Genomic DNA, 14,900 nt, shown 5'->3' with positions numbered 1-14,900 from the left:
CACTGACTACGGCGTTCGAGTCAACACGCATTATTTGCAAAAAAAAGTAGACAAGTGCGAATGAGAATGATTATTATTGTCCTGCATTCAGGGAGACCCTTGCGGAAAGCCTGAAAGCACGACATTGCTCACATTGCTTCCAGTATTACTTTAGCCAGCCGGGTGCTGGCTTTTTTTTTTGCTGCTATCTCAGGCGCTCTGCGGCCTGACGGGCTCCGCGTCGGTTTTGGAGGGTGCGTCTGCTACCAGACCGAGAATATGACTTTTGTTCTCCGCGGCGGCCAGCATTTCAGCGCGACCGCTAAAAACGCCGCCTTTCTTGATCGCCAGCGCGCGATAGGCGAGGGTACCCTCCAGATGGCCGTGCTCCTCGATGGTGATGCTGTCGCCATGACACTGGCCCTGCACCTTGCCGTCAATTATTAGCTCCCGGCAGCTGACGTTGCCCTCCACCTGGCCTTCACGCATTACCTTAATCAAATGCTCTTTGGCCTCAATGTTGCCGGTGACCTGACCGTGGATATAGACATGGCCGCTGGCGACTATATTGCCGACGAAATGCACCCCGCTGGCGATGACCGTAGTCTCGTGTTTTTTGCTGGCGACCGCTTCGGGTTCTGGGTTAATTGCCGGAGGCGTGGCTGCTTCTGATATCAGAGGTTCCGTTTTATTTTTCTTAATAAACATCGCGTTAATCTTGTTCCGTTGGCTATGGAGGAGGAAAGCGATAAGCGCGCAGGCGGCCGCCAGGCGCGCCAGCGCGCTTGCATCGACAGACCAGGCGATCAGCGCGAGAAGCCAGAAAAAAAGGGCGCCGTTTATGGCGAGATACTGTTTGTCCATCAGCAGCGGCTGGCTACTCCGTTAGTCATCAGCAACCTCCTGGTTTGCTCTCCACTTATCCGCAGTTTTGCCATGGCGATCAAGGTTTTTTGCCGAAAACTGCTGATTTAATCACTTATTAATCAATAAGTTATTAATAATTACGTATGAGTGATACTCGAACTATTTTCCTAACGAATCTTCACTGCAAGCAAACAGAGAGGATGAAGTGAGGGACCGGCTTGCGCTATGGTTGAAGGTAGCTCATTAACTAAGGACAGCGTTATGACTCTGCACTGCGCATTTATTGGCTTTGGTAAAAGCACCACCCGCTATCACCTTCCTTACGTTTTGCACCGCAAAGACCGCTGGCAGGTAGCGCACATTTACCGCCGCCGGGCGAAGCCCGAGGAGCAGGCGCCGCAGTATTCCCATATTCATTTCACCAGCGACCTTGAAGAAGTATTAAACGATCCACTGGTCAAGCTGGTGGTGGTCTGCACTCACGCCGACAGCCATTTTGAATATGCGAAAAAGGCGCTGGAGGCAGGAAAAAACGTGCTGGTGGAAAAGCCGTTCACCCCGACGCTGGAGGAAGCAAAAACTCTGTTTGCCCTGGCGAACAGCAAAGGCCTGACGGTGACGCCCTATCAGAACCGCCGTTTCGACTCCTGCTTCCTGACCACCAAAAAGGTGATTGAGAGCGGGAAACTCGGCGAACTGGTGGAGATCGAAAGCCATTTCGATAACTACCGCCCGCTGGCGGAGACCAACCCCGGCGGTCCGCAAAACGGCGAGTTCTATGGCCTTGGCGTGCATACCCTGGATCAGATCATTTCGTTGTTCGGCCGCCCGGACCATGTCTCTTACGATCTGCGCTCGCTGCGCAATAAAGCCAACCCGGATGACACCTTTGAAGCCCAGCTGTTCTACGGCGATATGAAGGCCATCGTTAAGACCAGCCATCTGGTGCAGATCGATTACCCGAAATTTATCGTTCACGGGCACAAAGGTTCGTTTGTGAAGTACGGCATTGACCAGCAGGAGACCAGCCTGAAGGCCAATATCATGCCGGGCGAGCCGGGATTTGGCGCGGACGACAGCGTTGGCGAGCTGGTGTATGTCAACGAGGCAGGGGAGATGGTGCGCGAAGCGGTGCCGCTGGAGAGCGGCGATTATGGTCGGGTGTACGACGCGCTGTACGACACCCTCGTCAACGGCCAGCCGAATTACGTCAAGGAAACTGACGTTCTCACCAATATGGAGATCCTGCAGCGCGGCTTTGAGCAGCCTTCACCGGCCACCATTACCCTTACCCGATAAGTCAAATTGGCTCTTCTGCGCTTGTTCATATTTTTTGAACAGAGGAGTCAATTTTCACCCTCTATGATCGCCGGCGAAATGGGTCCACACTGACTCCATCGACAACATACGGGGGTGCAACATGATCTATTTACGCAAAGCGAACGAACGTGGCCACGCTAACCATGGCTGGCTGGATTCCTGGCATACTTTCTCTTTCGCCAACTATTATGACCCGAACTTTATGGGCTTCTCGGCCCTGCGGGTGATTAACGACGACGTCATCGACGCCGGTCAGGGCTTCGGTACCCACCCGCACAAAGACATGGAGATCCTGACCTATGTGCTGGAAGGGGCGGTGGAGCACCAGGACAGCATGGGCAACAAAGAGCAGGTGCCGGCGGGCGAGTTCCAGATCATGAGCGCGGGTACCGGGGTGCGCCACTCTGAGTACAACCCGAGCAAAACCGATCGTCTGCGTCTGTATCAGATCTGGATTATTCCGGAAGAAACCGGCATTACCCCGCGCTACGAGCAGCGCCGCTTCGACGCCGCCCAGGGCAAACAGCTGGTGCTGTCGCCGGATGCGCGAGATGGCTCGCTGAAGGTGTACCAGGATATGGAACTCTATCGCTGGGCGCTGCTGAAAGATGAGCAGTCGGTTCACCAGATTGCCGCGGAACGCCGCGTGTGGATCCAGGTGGTCAAAGGCGAAGTGACCATCAACGGTACCAAAGCCACCACCAGCGACGGTTTGGCCATCTGGGACGAGCAGGCGATTTCGGTTCATGCCGACAGCGATAGCGAGATCCTGCTGTTCGATCTGCCGCCGGTTTGATAGTTATCTGAGCCAGGTTAAATAAATTGCGCAGCCTTCCCTCATGTTAGGGAAGGTTGCGCTTTGTCCGTGATAAACTGAGAAAATGTTTCCCGTTGATCACAGTCAGGACGATGAAAAAGAAAAGACCCGTACTTCAGGATGTAGCCGATCTTGTCGGCGTGACCAAAATGACGGTCAGTCGCTATTTACGCAACCCGGAGCAGGTCTCCGAAGCGCTGCGTGGCAAGATTGCCGTTGCCCTCGATGAACTGGGTTATATTCCCAATCGCGCCCCTGACATTCTTTCCAACGCCACCAGCCGCGCCATCGGCGTGCTGCTGCCGTCGTTAACCAATCAGGTCTTTTCGGAAGTACTGCGCGGTATCGAAAGCGTCACCGACGCCTTCGGCTATCAAACCATGCTGGCGCACTACGGCTATAAGCCGGAAATGGAAGAGAAACGCCTCGAATCGATGCTCTCCTGGAACATTGATGGCCTGATCCTCACCGAACGCACCCATACGCCGCGCACCCTGAAGATGATCGAAGTCGCCGGCATTCCGGTGGTGGAGCTGATGGACAGCCGGTCGCCGTGTCTCGATATTGCCGTCGGGTTTGATAACTTTGAAGCCGCCCGGCAGATGACCGCGGCGATCATCGCCCGCGGCCATCGCCATGTCGCCTATCTGGGGGCGCGTCTTGATGAACGTACTATCATCAAACAGAAGGGGTACGAGCAGGCGATGCTTGACGCCGGGATGACGCCCTACAGCGTGATGGTGGAGCAATCCTCGTCCTATTCTTCGGGGATTGAGCTGATGCGCCAGGCGCGCCGCGAATATCCGCAGCTCGACGGCATCTTCTGCACCAACGATGACCTCGCGGTCGGCGCGGCGTTCGAGTGCCAGCGTCTGGGGCTGAAGATACCCGATGATATGGCGATCGCCGGGTTCCACGGCCATGATATCGGCCAGGTGATGGAGCCGCGGCTGGCCAGCGTCCTGACCCCGCGCGAGCGAATGGGGCGCATCGGCGCCGAACGGCTGCTGGCGCGCATTCGTGGTGAAGCGATTACCCCTAAGATGTTAGATTTAGGTTTCACATTGTCACCGGGCGGATCAATTTAAACTGACAAGTTTGAAGTAGATCACACATATTCACATCTGGCACGAATGGATATTGCTTCTCCACAGGTCCGGCATGACAATGTTACCGATAACAGTTACCCGTAACAATTAACCGATACGCCGCCTTCGCGCTGGATGAGTCAGCCCCGGCGCGGCGTACCAGTCCAGTGGGAGGACGCTTTGAGCACGACTAACCATGATCACCACGTCTATGTCCTGATGGGCGTTTCCGGCAGCGGAAAATCCGCTGTCGCCAGCGAAGTGGCGCATCAACTGCATGCCGCGTTTCTTGACGGCGACTTTCTCCATCCGCGCAGCAATATCACCAAGATGGCCTCCGGCGAGCCGCTCAACGATGACGACCGCACGCCGTGGCTGCAGGCGCTAAATGACGCCGCGTTCGCCATGCAGCGTACCAACAAGGTGTCGCTGATCGTCTGCTCGGCGCTGAAGAAGAGCTATCGCGACATTCTGCGCAAGGGCAACCCGAACCTCTCCTTCATCTACCTGAAAGGCGATTTCGACGTGATCGAAAGCCGTCTGAAGGCGCGTAAAGGGCACTTCTTTAAAACCCAAATGTTGGTGACGCAGTTTGAAACGCTGCAGGAACCAGGCGCCGACGAGAGCGATGTGCTTATCGTCGATATCGACCAGCCGCTGGAAGGCGTGGTGGCCAGCACCATCGAGGTGATCAACAAAGGCAGTCACTAGTGAGTACTTTAACGCTTGTTTTAACAGCAGTCGGCTCGGTATTGCTGCTGCTGTTTTTAGTCATGAAGGCGCGAATGCACGCCTTCGTGGCTTTGATGGTGGTTTCTATTGGCGCCGGCCTCTTCTCCGGCATGCCGCTGGATAAAATCGCGGCGACGATGGAGAAAGGGATGGGCGGTACGCTGGGCTTCCTGGCGATCGTCGTCGCGCTCGGCGCGATGTTCGGTAAGATCCTGCATGAAACGGGGGCGGTCGATCAGATTGCCGTCAAGATGCTCAAATCCTTTGGCCACAATCGCGCGCACTATGCGATTGGTCTCGCCGGTCTCATCTGCGCGCTGCCGCTGTTCTTCGAAGTGGCGATCGTACTGCTGATTAGCGTCGCCTTCTCGATGGCGCGCCATACCGGTACTAACCTCGTGAAGCTGGTGATCCCGCTGTTTGCCGGCGTTGCCGCCGCCGCGGCGTTTCTGTTGCCTGGACCGGCGCCGATGCTGCTGGCGTCGCAAATGCACGCCGACTTTGGCTGGATGATCCTGATTGGCCTGTGTGCGGCCATTCCGGGGATGATTATCGCCGGTCCGCTATGGGGCAACTTCATCAGCCGCTACGTCGAATTGCATATTCCTGACGACGTCACGGAACCGCATCTCGGCGAAGGCAAAATGCCCTCCTTCGGCTTCAGCCTGGCGCTGATCCTGCTGCCGCTGGTGCTGGTTGGCCTGAAAACCATCGCCGCGCGCTTTGTGCCGGTGGGTTCCACTGCCTACGAATGGTTCGAGTTTATCGGCCACCCGTTCACCGCGATCCTGGTGGCCTGCCTGGTGGCGATTTACGGTCTGGCGGTACGTCAGGGAATGGCGAAAGACCGGGTGATGGAGATTTGCGGCCACGCGCTGCAGCCGGCCGGGATTATTCTGCTGGTGATCGGGGCTGGCGGCGTCTTCAAGCAGGTGCTGGTTGACTCCGGCGTTGGCCCGGCGCTTGGTGAAGCGCTGACCGGAATGGGGCTGCCGATCGCTATTACCTGCTTCGTACTGGCGGCGGCGGTGCGTATCATTCAGGGCTCTGCCACCGTGGCGTGCCTGACGGCGGTCGGCCTGGTGATGCCGGTGATTGAGCAGCTGAACTACAGCGGCGCGCAGATGGCGGCATTGTCTATCTGTATCGCCGGCGGCTCGATTGTGGTAAGCCACGTGAACGACGCCGGCTTCTGGCTGTTCGGTAAATTTACCGGCGCCAGTGAAGCCCAGACGCTGAAGACCTGGACCATGATGGAAACCATCCTTGGCACCACCGGGGCGATTGTCGGTATGATCGCCTTCCAGCTGCTGAGCTAAGCCCGCTCATCTCCCGCTCGTGGGAAATAAAAAGCCAGGGTAACGCTGCTTACCCTGGCTTCTTTGCAATAAGCCGCCCTTTTTCCCTCTTTTCCTTGCCAGCTATTGGCCCTTATTAGCGCTACGACGATGCTCGTATCCCTCGTCAGCCCTTGCTGTGACTGGGTTTGTCGCTTTTTTTTGGCAAGCGGAAAAGCACCAGATTTCACGCTTAATCCATAATCAGGATCAATAAAATAGCGACGGAAAATATTCCATTCCCCGGGGGTTTTCCCCGATAATCGTTGCGCTTTTGACGACGACCAGCGACGGTGGACAATGTGCAGGATAAGTTGCTTTTCTGATTGTTCAGCAATCATTGATTAATTTCACTTGCGACTTTAGCTGCATTTTGTAAGGTGAGGGATAATCCAGTTGGAAACTGGCCAGGCACAAACAGCACACACCTCGCAGGAATACGTTATGAAAAATGTTGGTTTTATCGGCTGGCGCGGAATGGTCGGCTCTGTTCTCATGCAACGCATGGTTGAAGAGCGCGATTTCGACGCCATTCGCCCGGTGTTCTTCTCTACCTCCCAGCTGGGACAGCCAGCGCCGTCATTCGGCGGTAGCACCGGTGGCACGCTGCAGGATGCGTTCGATCTGGACGCGCTGAAGGCGCTGGACATTATTGTCACGTGCCAGGGCGGCGATTACACCAACGAGATTTACCCGAAGCTGCGCGCAAGCGGCTGGCAGGGTTACTGGATTGACGCGGCTTCTTCGCTGCGCATGAAGGACGATGCGATCATTATCCTCGACCCGGTTAACCAGGATGTGATCACCGCCGGCCTGAACAACGGCGTGAAAACCTTTGTCGGCGGCAACTGCACCGTCAGCCTGATGCTGATGTCCCTCGGCGGCCTGTTTGCTCAGGATCTGGTGGAGTGGGTCAGCGTGGCGACGTACCAGGCGGCTTCCGGCGGCGGCGCGCGTCATATGCGCGAGCTGCTGAGCCAGATGGGGCAGCTGCATAATCATGTGGCCGCGGAGCTGGCGGACCCGGCTTCCGCCATCCTGGATATTGAGCGCAAAGTGACGTCGCTGACCCGCAGCGGCGAGCTGCCGGTCGATAACTTTGGCGTACCGCTGGCGGGCAGCCTGATCCCGTGGATCGACAAACAGCTGGATAACGGTCAGAGCCGCGAAGAGTGGAAAGGCCAGGCGGAGACCAACAAGATCCTCGCCACCTCGTCCGTTATCCCGGTAGATGGCCTCTGCGTTCGCGTTGGCGCGCTGCGCTGCCACAGCCAGGCGTTTACCATCAAGCTGAAGAAAGATGTTTCTATCCCGACCGTTGAGGAGCTGCTGGCCGCGCACAACCCGTGGGCCAAAGTGGTACCGAACGATCGTGAGATTACCATGCGCGAGCTGACCCCAGCCGCGGTGACGGGCACCCTGACCACCCCGGTAGGACGCCTGCGTAAACTGAATATGGGGCCGGAGTATCTATCGGCCTTTACCGTTGGCGACCAGCTGCTGTGGGGCGCCGCGGAGCCGCTGCGCCGGATGCTTCGCCAGCTGGCGTAAGCCCAGGATGAACAGAAAGGGGGTCTTCAAGCCCCCTTTTTTTTTGCGTAATACAAGGAGTAAACGCGGATGATAGATTTTTCCCCACGGAGGTAACTCAGCCTTGGCTATGCTTTAAGTAAGGAATTCCTTACCTGAAGGTGGGACGGAGCAGGAGGATGCTGAGAGCACTGCGCCGTTCAGGTCAAAAAAAGTCGCCAGTTACAGGAATGAGCGACACTTACAACAGGATGAAAGCATGTCTAATCATATTGATAGAGACGTGATTAATGCGCTAATCGCCGGTCATTTCGCGGATCCCTTTTCCGTGCTCGGCATGCACCGTACTGACGCCGGGCTGGAAGTGCGCGCATTATTACCCGATGCCACCGACGTGTGGGTTATTGAACCGAAAACCGGACGCAAAGTCGGCAAGCTCGAATGTCTCGACTCGCGTGGTTTCTTCAGCGGCGTCCTGCCGCGGCGTAAAAACGCTTTTCGCTATCAGCTGGCCGTCACCTGGCACGGGCAGCAGAATCTGATCGATGACCCTTATCGCTTTGGTCCGCTGTTGCAGGACCTTGACGTCTGGCTGCTGTCGGAAGGGACCCACCTGCGCCCTTACGAAACGCTGGGCGCGCACGCTGCCACCATGGACGGCGTCACCGGTACCCGTTTCTCGGTGTGGGCGCCGAACGCCCGCCGCGTATCGGTGGTGGGGCAGTTTAACTACTGGGATGGCCGTCGCCACCCGATGCGATTCCGCAAAGAGTCCGGGATCTGGGAGCTGTTCGTTCCCGGCGCGCATAATGGCCAGCTGTATAAATTCGAACTGATTGACGCCCACGGCAATCTGCGGGTCAAAGCCGACCCTTACGCCTTTGAGTCGCAAATGCGTCCGGAAAGCGCCTCGCTTATCTGCGACCTGCCGCCCAAAGTGGAACAGCCAGCGGACCGCAGAGCGGCGAACCAGTTTGATGCCCCGATCTCTATCTATGAAGTGCATCTCGGCTCCTGGCGCCGTCATACCGATAATAATTTCTGGCTGAGCTACCGCGAGCTGGCCGACCAGCTGGTGCCCTATGCGAAATGGATGGGCTTCACCCATCTCGAACTATTGCCGGTTAACGAGCACCCGTTCGACGGCAGCTGGGGCTACCAACCCACCGGGCTCTATGCGCCGACCCGCCGCTTCGGCACCCGCGACGATTTCCGTTACTTTATCAATGCCGCGCACGCCGCCGGGCTGAACGTCATTCTTGACTGGGTGCCCGGCCACTTCCCGGCGGATGATTTTGCCCTTGCCTCGTTTGACGGCACTTCGCTGTATGAGCACAGCGATCCGCGCGAGGGGTATCACCAGGACTGGAATACCCTGATCTACAACTACGGACGTCGGGAAGTCAGCAACTACCTGGTGGGTAACGCGCTGTACTGGATCGAACGCTTCGGCATCGATGCGCTGCGGGTCGACGCGGTGGCCTCGATGATCTATCGCGATTACAGCCGCAAGGCGGGAGAGTGGATCCCCAACGAATACGGCGGTCGGGAGAATCTGGAAGCCATTGAGTTTCTGCGCAACACCAACCGCATCCTTGGCGAACAGACGCCGGGCGCGGTCACCATGGCGGAAGAGTCCACCGATTTTGCCGGGGTGACCCGTCCGCCAGCCGGCGGCGGCCTCGGTTTCTGGTTCAAATGGAACCTCGGCTGGATGCACGACACCCTGGATTACATGAAGCTCGATCCGGTGCATCGCCGCTACCATCATGACAAAATGACCTTCGGCATGCTCTACAACTACACCGAGAATTTTGTGCTGCCGCTCTCCCACGATGAAGTGGTGCACGGCAAAAAATCGATTCTCGACCGCATGCCGGGCGATGCCTGGCAGAAGTTCGCCAACCTGCGCGCCTACTACGGCTGGCTGTTCGCCTTCCCGGGGAAAAAGCTGCTGTTTATGGGCAATGAGTTCGCTCAGGGGCGCGAGTGGAACCATGACGTTAGCCTCGACTGGCATCTGCTGGAGGGCGGCGACAACTGGCACCACGGCGTCCAGCGGCTGGTGCGCGACCTGAACCATACCTACCGTCATCATAAAGCGCTGCACGAGCTGGATTTTGACCCCTACGGCTTCGAATGGCTGGTGGTCGACGACCATGAGCGCTCGGTGTTTGTCTTTGTACGCCGTGACCGGGCGGGCAACGAGATTATCGTCGCCAGCAACTTCACGCCGGTGCCGCGCCACGACTACCGCTTCGGCATTAACCAGCCGGGCCGCTGGCGCGAGGCGCTAAATACCGACTCCATGCACTATCACGGCAGCAATCAGGGCAATGGCGGCGTGGTGGAAAGCGACGCTATCGCCAGCCATGGCCGCGAACATTCGCTGTCGCTGACCCTGCCCCCGCTGGCGACGATCTGGCTGGTCCGGGAGGCGCAATGACCTCACTCGCGGCAGGCAAACCTGCGCCATTGGGCGCCAGCTATGACGGCAGGGGGGTGAATTTCGCCCTCTTCTCCGCCCATGCGGAGCGGGTGGAGCTGTGCGTATTCGACGAGCAGGGCAACGAGCAACGCTTCGATCTCCCGGCGCGCAGCGGCGACATCTGGCACGGCTGGCTGGCCGCCGCCGGGCCGGGCCTGCGCTACGGCTATCGGGTACATGGTCCCTGGGACCCGGCGCAGGGGCACCGCTTTAACCCGGCCAAGCTGTTGATCGATCCCAGCGCCCACCGGGTCGAGGGCGATCTGCCTGACGATGAGCGCCTGCACGGCGGCATGTGGCAGCCCGATCGCCGCGACAGCGCCGCGGTCGCGCCAAAATCGCAGGTGGTGGATCTGCGCTATGACTGGCGTGGCGATAAACCGCCGCGTACCCCATGGGGGGAAACGGTGATTTATGAAGCGCACGTGAAAGGGCTCACCTTGCTTAATCCGCAGCTACCGGAAGCCATTCGCGGAACCTATAAAGCGCTGGGCCACCCGGCGATGATCGCTTACTTCAAATCGCTGGGCATCAGCGCCCTTGAGCTGTTGCCGGTGGCGCAGTTCGCCAGCGAGCCGCGACTGCAGCGGATGGGGTTAAGCAACTACTGGGGCTACAACCCGTTGGCGTGGTTCGCGCTGGATCCGCGCTACGCCAGCGACCCGGATCGCGCCCTGGATGAGTTTCGCGATGCGGTTAAGGCGCTGCACGCCGCCGGTATCGAAGTGATTCTGGATATCGTGCTCAACCATAGTGCGGAAATCGATCTCGAAGGGCCCACCGTCTCCCTGCGCGGAATCGACAACCGTAGCTATTATTGGGTAAGGGAGGATGGCGATTATCACAACTGGACCGGGTGCGGTAATACGCTCAATCTTAGCCACCCCGGCGTGGTGGAGTGGGCGCGCCAGTGTTTGCGCTTTTGGGTGGATGAGTGCCATGTCGACGGCTTTCGCTTCGACCTCGCCTCAGTGATGGGGCGGACGCCGGAATTCCGCCAGGATGCGCCGCTGTTTGAGGCTATCCGCCGCGACAGCGTGCTGTCGCAGGTGAAACTGATTGCGGAACCCTGGGATATCGGCCCGGGCGGCTATCAGGTGGGTAATTTCCCACCGCTGTTCGCTGAATGGAATGACCATTTTCGCGATAGCGCCCGACGCTTCTGGCTACAGCAAAATGTCTCCCTGGGGGATTTTGCCCAACGTTTCGCGGCCTCCAGCGATCTCTTTGCCCGCGATGGCAAACCGCCATCGGCGACGGTCAACCTGGTGACGGCCCACGATGGCTTCACGCTGCGCGACTGCGTTTGTTTCAATCAGAAACACAATGAGGCAAACGGGGAGGAGAATCGCGATGGGACTAACAATAACTACAGCAACAATCATGGTATAGAAGGATTAGAAGCGAATTTTGCGGTGATTGAACGGCGGCGCGCCAGCGCGCATGCGCTGCTGACGACGCTGCTGCTGGCTCAGGGGACGCCAATGCTGCTGGCGGGCGATGAACAGGGCCACAGCCAGCACGGTAACAATAATGCTTACTGCCAGGACAACGCCCTGACGTGGCTGGACTGGCGCCAGGCGAACCCGGGATTAACCGCCTTTACCGCGGCGCTGATCCACCTGCGGCGCCGTATTCCGGCGCTCACCCGCAACCGCTGGTGGCAGGAGGGGGATGGCAACGTCCGCTGGCTTAATCGCAACGCCCAGCCCCTGACTGCCGCGGAGTGGCAGCAGGGGGCCGCGTGTATGCAGATCCAGTTGTCGGATCGCTGGCTGCTCACGCTGAACGCCACCGCAGAGGTGGTGGATATGGTTTTACCCGAGGGGGAATGGCGCGCCGTTCCTCCATTCGCCGGAGAGGATAATCCGGTCATCATGGCTGTCTGGCATGGGCCCGCGCACGGAGTGTGCGTATTTCAAAGGTCGTAAGCCCTGAAGCTTTCGGTTGGACCCGTGGCGGCGGCGCGGCGGGATGAGCTGGAAAGCGGGGGTGTAAAAAGGAGTTAATCATGGTTAGGCTTGAAAAAAACGATCCGCTGATGCTGGCGCGTCAATTACCCATCAAATCCGTGGCGTTGATCCTCGCGGGCGGGCGTGGCACCCGGCTGAAGGATCTCACCATTAAGCGTGCGAAACCTGCCGTTCACTTTGGCGGCAAGTTCCGTATTATCGATTTCGCATTATCTAACTGCATTAACTCAGGGATCCGCCGCATCGGCGTTATTACCCAGTATCAGTCGCACACGCTGGTGCAGCACATCCAGCGCGGCTGGTCGTTCTTCAGCGAAGAGATGAACGAGTTTGTCGATCTGCTGCCGGCTCAGCAGCGCGTGCATGGCGAAAATTGGTATCGCGGCACGGCGGATGCGGTGACGCAGAACCTGGATATCATCAGCCGCTACAAGGCCGAGTACGTGGTGATCCTCGCGGGCGACCATATTTATAAGCAGGACTACTCGCGCATGCTGATCGACCATGTCGAAAAAGGGGCGCGTTGCACCGTGGCCTGCATGCCGGTGCCCATTGAAGAGGCATCCGCCTTCGGCGTCATGGCGGTCGACGAAAACGAAAAAATCATTGAGTTTGTCGAGAAACCCGCCAACCCGCCGGCGATGCCGACCGACCCGACCAAATCGCTGGCCAGCATGGGCATTTATGTCTTTGACGCCGCCTATCTTTATGAGCTGCTGGAAGAAGACGATCGCAACGAGAACTCCAGCCACGATTTCGGCAAAGACATCATTCCGAAGATCACCGAAGCTGGCATGGCTTATGCACATCCTTTCCCGCTCTCCTGTGTGCAGTCCGACCCGAACGCCGAACCTTACTGGCGCGACGTGGGGACGCTGGAAGCCTACTGGAAGGCTAACCTCGATCTGGCGTCAGTCACGCCGGAGCTGGATATGTACGACCAGAACTGGCCGATCCGCACCCATATGGAATCGCTGCCGCCGGCGAAGTTCGTGCAGGACCGCTCCGGTAGTCACGGCATGACCCTGAACTCGCTGGTTTCCGGGGGGTGCATTATCTCCGGGTCGGTGGTGGTGCAGTCGGTGCTGTTCCCGCGCGTGCGGGTGAATTCGTTCTGTAACATTGATTCGGCAGTCTTGTTGCCAGATGTCTGGGTGGGGCGCTCATGCCGCCTGCGTCGCTGCGTGATTGACCGCGCCTGTGTTATCCCGGAAGGAATGGTGATTGGTGAGAATGCGGAAGAGGATGCACGCCGCTTCTATCGCTCAGAGGAAGGTATCGTGCTGGTGACCCGCGACATGCTGCGGAAATTAGGGCACAAACAGGAGCGCTAATGCAGGTCTTACATGTATGTTCTGAGATGTTCCCGCTGTTAAAGACGGGCGGTCTGGCGGACGTCATCGGCGCACTGCCGGCGGCGCAAATCGCGGAGGGTATCGATACGCGCGTGCTGTTGCCGGCGTTTCCCGATATCCGTCGCGGCGTGGTGGATGCCCAGGTGGTGACCCGCCGGGATACCTTCGCCGGGCGGATCACGCTGCTGTACGGCCACTTTAACGGCGTGGGGATCTACCTGATAGACGCCCCGCATCTCTATGACCGTCCGGGGAGCCCTTACCACGATACCAACCAGCACGCTTATCCCGACAACGTCCTGCGCTTTGCGCTGCTGGGCTGGGTGGGAAGTGAAATGGCCAGCGGACTGGATCCGTTCTGGCGCCCGGATGTGGTGCATGCCCATGACTGGCACGCCGGCCTGACGCCGGCCTACCTGGCGGCGCGCGGACGCCCGGCTAAATCGGTGTTTACCGTGCACAACCTGGCGTACCAGGGGATGTTTTACTCCTGGCATATGAATGACATTGAGCTGCCTTGGTCGTTCTATAACATGCATGGCCTCGAGTTTAACGGGCAGATCTCGTTTCTCAAGGCCGGCCTCTACTACGCCGACCATATTACGGCGGTGAGCCCGACCTACGCGCGCGAGATCACCGAGCCGCAGTACGCCTACGGCATGGAGGGGCTGCTGCGCCAGCGCCATCATGAAGGTCGGCTGTCGGGAATTCTCAACGGCGTTGACGACGGTATCTGGAGCCCGCAAAACGATCTGCTGCTGCCGATGCGCTACGATCGCGACACGCTGGAGGAGAAGGCGGAGAACAAGCGTCAGCTGCAGATTGCCATGGGCCTGAAGGTCGATGATAAAGCGCCGTTGTTTGCCGTCGTCAGCCGTCTTACCAGCCAGAAAGGGCTGGACCTGGTGCTTGAAGCGCTGCCGGGTCTGCTTGAGCAGGGCGGCCAGCTGGCGCTGCTGGGCGCCGGCGATCCGGTGCTGCAGGAAGGTTTCCTCGCCGCCGCCGCCGAACACCCGGGCAAAGTGGGTGTGCAGATTGGCTACCATGAGGCCTTCTCCCACCGCATTATGGGCGGCGCCGACGTCATTCTGGTCCCGAGCCGCTTTGAACCCTGCGGCCTGACCCAGCTGTATGGTCTGAAGTACGGGACGCTGCCGCTGGTGCGCCGCACCGGCGGTCTGGCGGACACCGTCGCTGACAGTTCGCTGGAGAATCTGGCCGATGGTCTGGCGACAGGGTTTGTCTTTGAGGACAGCAATGCGCTGTCATTGCTGCGCGCTATCCGTCGCGCCTTTGTCCTCTGGTCGCGCCCGTCGCTCTGGCGCTACGTGCAGCGTCAGGCGATGAATATGGATTTTAGCTGGCAGGTTGCCGCGAACTCCTATCGCGAACTTTATCAACGCTTGATGTAACC

The 14,900-nt window shown here is 58.5% G+C and carries 12 protein-coding genes; 10 read left to right on the top strand and 2 right to left on the bottom strand.

Annotated features, from left to right (window positions below; all coding sequences use genetic code 11):
• Window positions 1-189 precede the first annotated feature (189 nt).
• On the bottom strand, window positions 190-843 hold the full coding sequence (locus tag KHQ26_RS06480) for a bactofilin family protein (RefSeq protein WP_004174012.1): 654 nt from the start codon (window positions 841-843) through the stop codon (window positions 190-192).
• 264 nt (window positions 844-1,107) lie between these two features.
• On the opposite strand from KHQ26_RS06480, the gene KHQ26_RS06475 reads away from it, so the two are divergent.
• The 5 genes from KHQ26_RS06475 (at window position 1,108) to gntU (ending at window position 6,122) form a co-directional block, all read left to right on the top strand.
• Entirely contained in the window at window positions 1,108-2,145 is a 1,038-nt protein-coding gene (locus KHQ26_RS06475; RefSeq protein ID WP_004174013.1) for an oxidoreductase, read from the top strand.
• A 121-nt stretch (window positions 2,146-2,266) separates the two neighbouring features.
• Window positions 2,267-2,962 carry a pirin family protein gene (locus tag KHQ26_RS06470; RefSeq protein WP_002920779.1) on the top strand — a complete coding sequence of 232 codons (696 nt, stop codon included), beginning with the start codon at window positions 2,267-2,269 and terminating at the stop codon, window positions 2,960-2,962.
• 113 nt (window positions 2,963-3,075) lie between these two features.
• Window positions 3,076-4,071, top strand: coding sequence for a gluconate operon transcriptional repressor GntR (gene gntR / locus KHQ26_RS06465; protein WP_002920777.1), 996 nt, complete (start codon window positions 3,076-3,078; stop codon window positions 4,069-4,071).
• 180 nt (window positions 4,072-4,251) lie between these two features.
• A complete protein-coding gene (gene gntK, locus KHQ26_RS06460) occupies window positions 4,252-4,782 on the top strand; it encodes a gluconokinase (RefSeq protein WP_002920775.1) in 531 nt (176 codons plus the stop codon).
• A complete protein-coding gene (gene gntU, locus KHQ26_RS06455) occupies window positions 4,782-6,122 on the top strand; it encodes a gluconate transporter (protein ID WP_002920773.1) in 1,341 nt (446 codons plus the stop codon). Before gntK ends, gntU begins: the two co-directional genes overlap by 1 nt.
• On the opposite strand, the gene KHQ26_RS06450 is transcribed toward gntU, so the two are convergent.
• On the bottom strand, window positions 6,119-6,481 hold the full coding sequence (locus KHQ26_RS06450; RefSeq protein WP_020804865.1) for a hypothetical protein: 363 nt from the start codon (window positions 6,479-6,481) through the stop codon (window positions 6,119-6,121). The genes gntU and KHQ26_RS06450 overlap by 4 nt on opposite strands.
• A gap of 103 nt (window positions 6,482-6,584) precedes the next feature.
• Here KHQ26_RS06450 and asd point away from each other — a divergent pair, with 103 nt between their 5' ends.
• The 5 genes from asd (at window position 6,585) to glgA (ending at window position 14,898) form a co-directional block, all read left to right on the top strand.
• A complete protein-coding gene (gene asd, locus KHQ26_RS06445; protein WP_002920570.1) occupies window positions 6,585-7,691 on the top strand; it encodes an aspartate-semialdehyde dehydrogenase in 1,107 nt (368 codons plus the stop codon).
• A gap of 238 nt (window positions 7,692-7,929) precedes the next feature.
• Window positions 7,930-10,116, top strand: coding sequence for a 1,4-alpha-glucan branching enzyme (gene glgB, locus KHQ26_RS06440; protein WP_004150069.1), 2,187 nt, complete (start codon window positions 7,930-7,932; stop codon window positions 10,114-10,116).
• Window positions 10,113-12,089, top strand: coding sequence for a glycogen debranching protein GlgX (gene glgX / locus KHQ26_RS06435; protein WP_049124122.1), 1,977 nt, complete (start codon window positions 10,113-10,115; stop codon window positions 12,087-12,089). Before glgB ends, glgX begins: the two co-directional genes overlap by 4 nt.
• Before the next feature lie 80 nt (window positions 12,090-12,169).
• Window positions 12,170-13,465, top strand: a complete 1,296-nt coding sequence (gene glgC, locus KHQ26_RS06430) for a glucose-1-phosphate adenylyltransferase (protein ID WP_002920566.1) — start codon at window positions 12,170-12,172, stop codon at window positions 13,463-13,465.
• Window positions 13,465-14,898, top strand: coding sequence for a glycogen synthase GlgA (glgA, locus tag KHQ26_RS06425; protein WP_002920564.1), 1,434 nt, complete (start codon window positions 13,465-13,467; stop codon window positions 14,896-14,898). The genes glgC and glgA overlap by 1 nt, the downstream gene beginning before the upstream one ends.
• Window positions 14,899-14,900 lie beyond the last annotated feature (2 nt).

It is taken from the genome of Klebsiella sp. 10 (assembly GCF_018223925.1).
In the GTDB taxonomy this organism is placed as follows: Bacteria; Pseudomonadota; Gammaproteobacteria; order Enterobacterales; family Enterobacteriaceae; genus Klebsiella; species Klebsiella pneumoniae.
Note: the sequence above shows the minus strand (reverse complement) of the source record. Positions and strands in the feature narration are given on the sequence as shown.

Excerpts from the sequence above, each read along its gene's own strand:
- KHQ26_RS06480 (WP_004174012.1), bottom strand. The coding sequence starts at position 843 with ATGGACAAACAGTATCTCGCCATAAACGGCGCCCTTTTTTTCTGGCTT.
- KHQ26_RS06475 (WP_004174013.1), top strand. The coding sequence starts at position 1,108 with ATGACTCTGCACTGCGCATTTATTGGCTTTGGTAAAAGCACCACCCGC.
- KHQ26_RS06470 (WP_002920779.1), top strand. The coding sequence starts at position 2,267 with ATGATCTATTTACGCAAAGCGAACGAACGTGGCCACGCTAACCATGGC.
- gntR (WP_002920777.1), top strand. The coding sequence starts at position 3,076 with ATGAAAAAGAAAAGACCCGTACTTCAGGATGTAGCCGATCTTGTCGGC.
- KHQ26_RS06450 (WP_020804865.1), bottom strand. The coding sequence starts at position 6,481 with ATGATTGCTGAACAATCAGAAAAGCAACTTATCCTGCACATTGTCCAC.
- asd (WP_002920570.1), top strand. The coding sequence starts at position 6,585 with ATGAAAAATGTTGGTTTTATCGGCTGGCGCGGAATGGTCGGCTCTGTT.
- glgB (WP_004150069.1), top strand. The coding sequence starts at position 7,930 with ATGTCTAATCATATTGATAGAGACGTGATTAATGCGCTAATCGCCGGT.
- glgX (WP_049124122.1), top strand. The coding sequence starts at position 10,113 with ATGACCTCACTCGCGGCAGGCAAACCTGCGCCATTGGGCGCCAGCTAT.
- glgC (WP_002920566.1), top strand. The coding sequence starts at position 12,170 with ATGGTTAGGCTTGAAAAAAACGATCCGCTGATGCTGGCGCGTCAATTA.
- glgA (WP_002920564.1), top strand. The coding sequence starts at position 13,465 with ATGCAGGTCTTACATGTATGTTCTGAGATGTTCCCGCTGTTAAAGACG.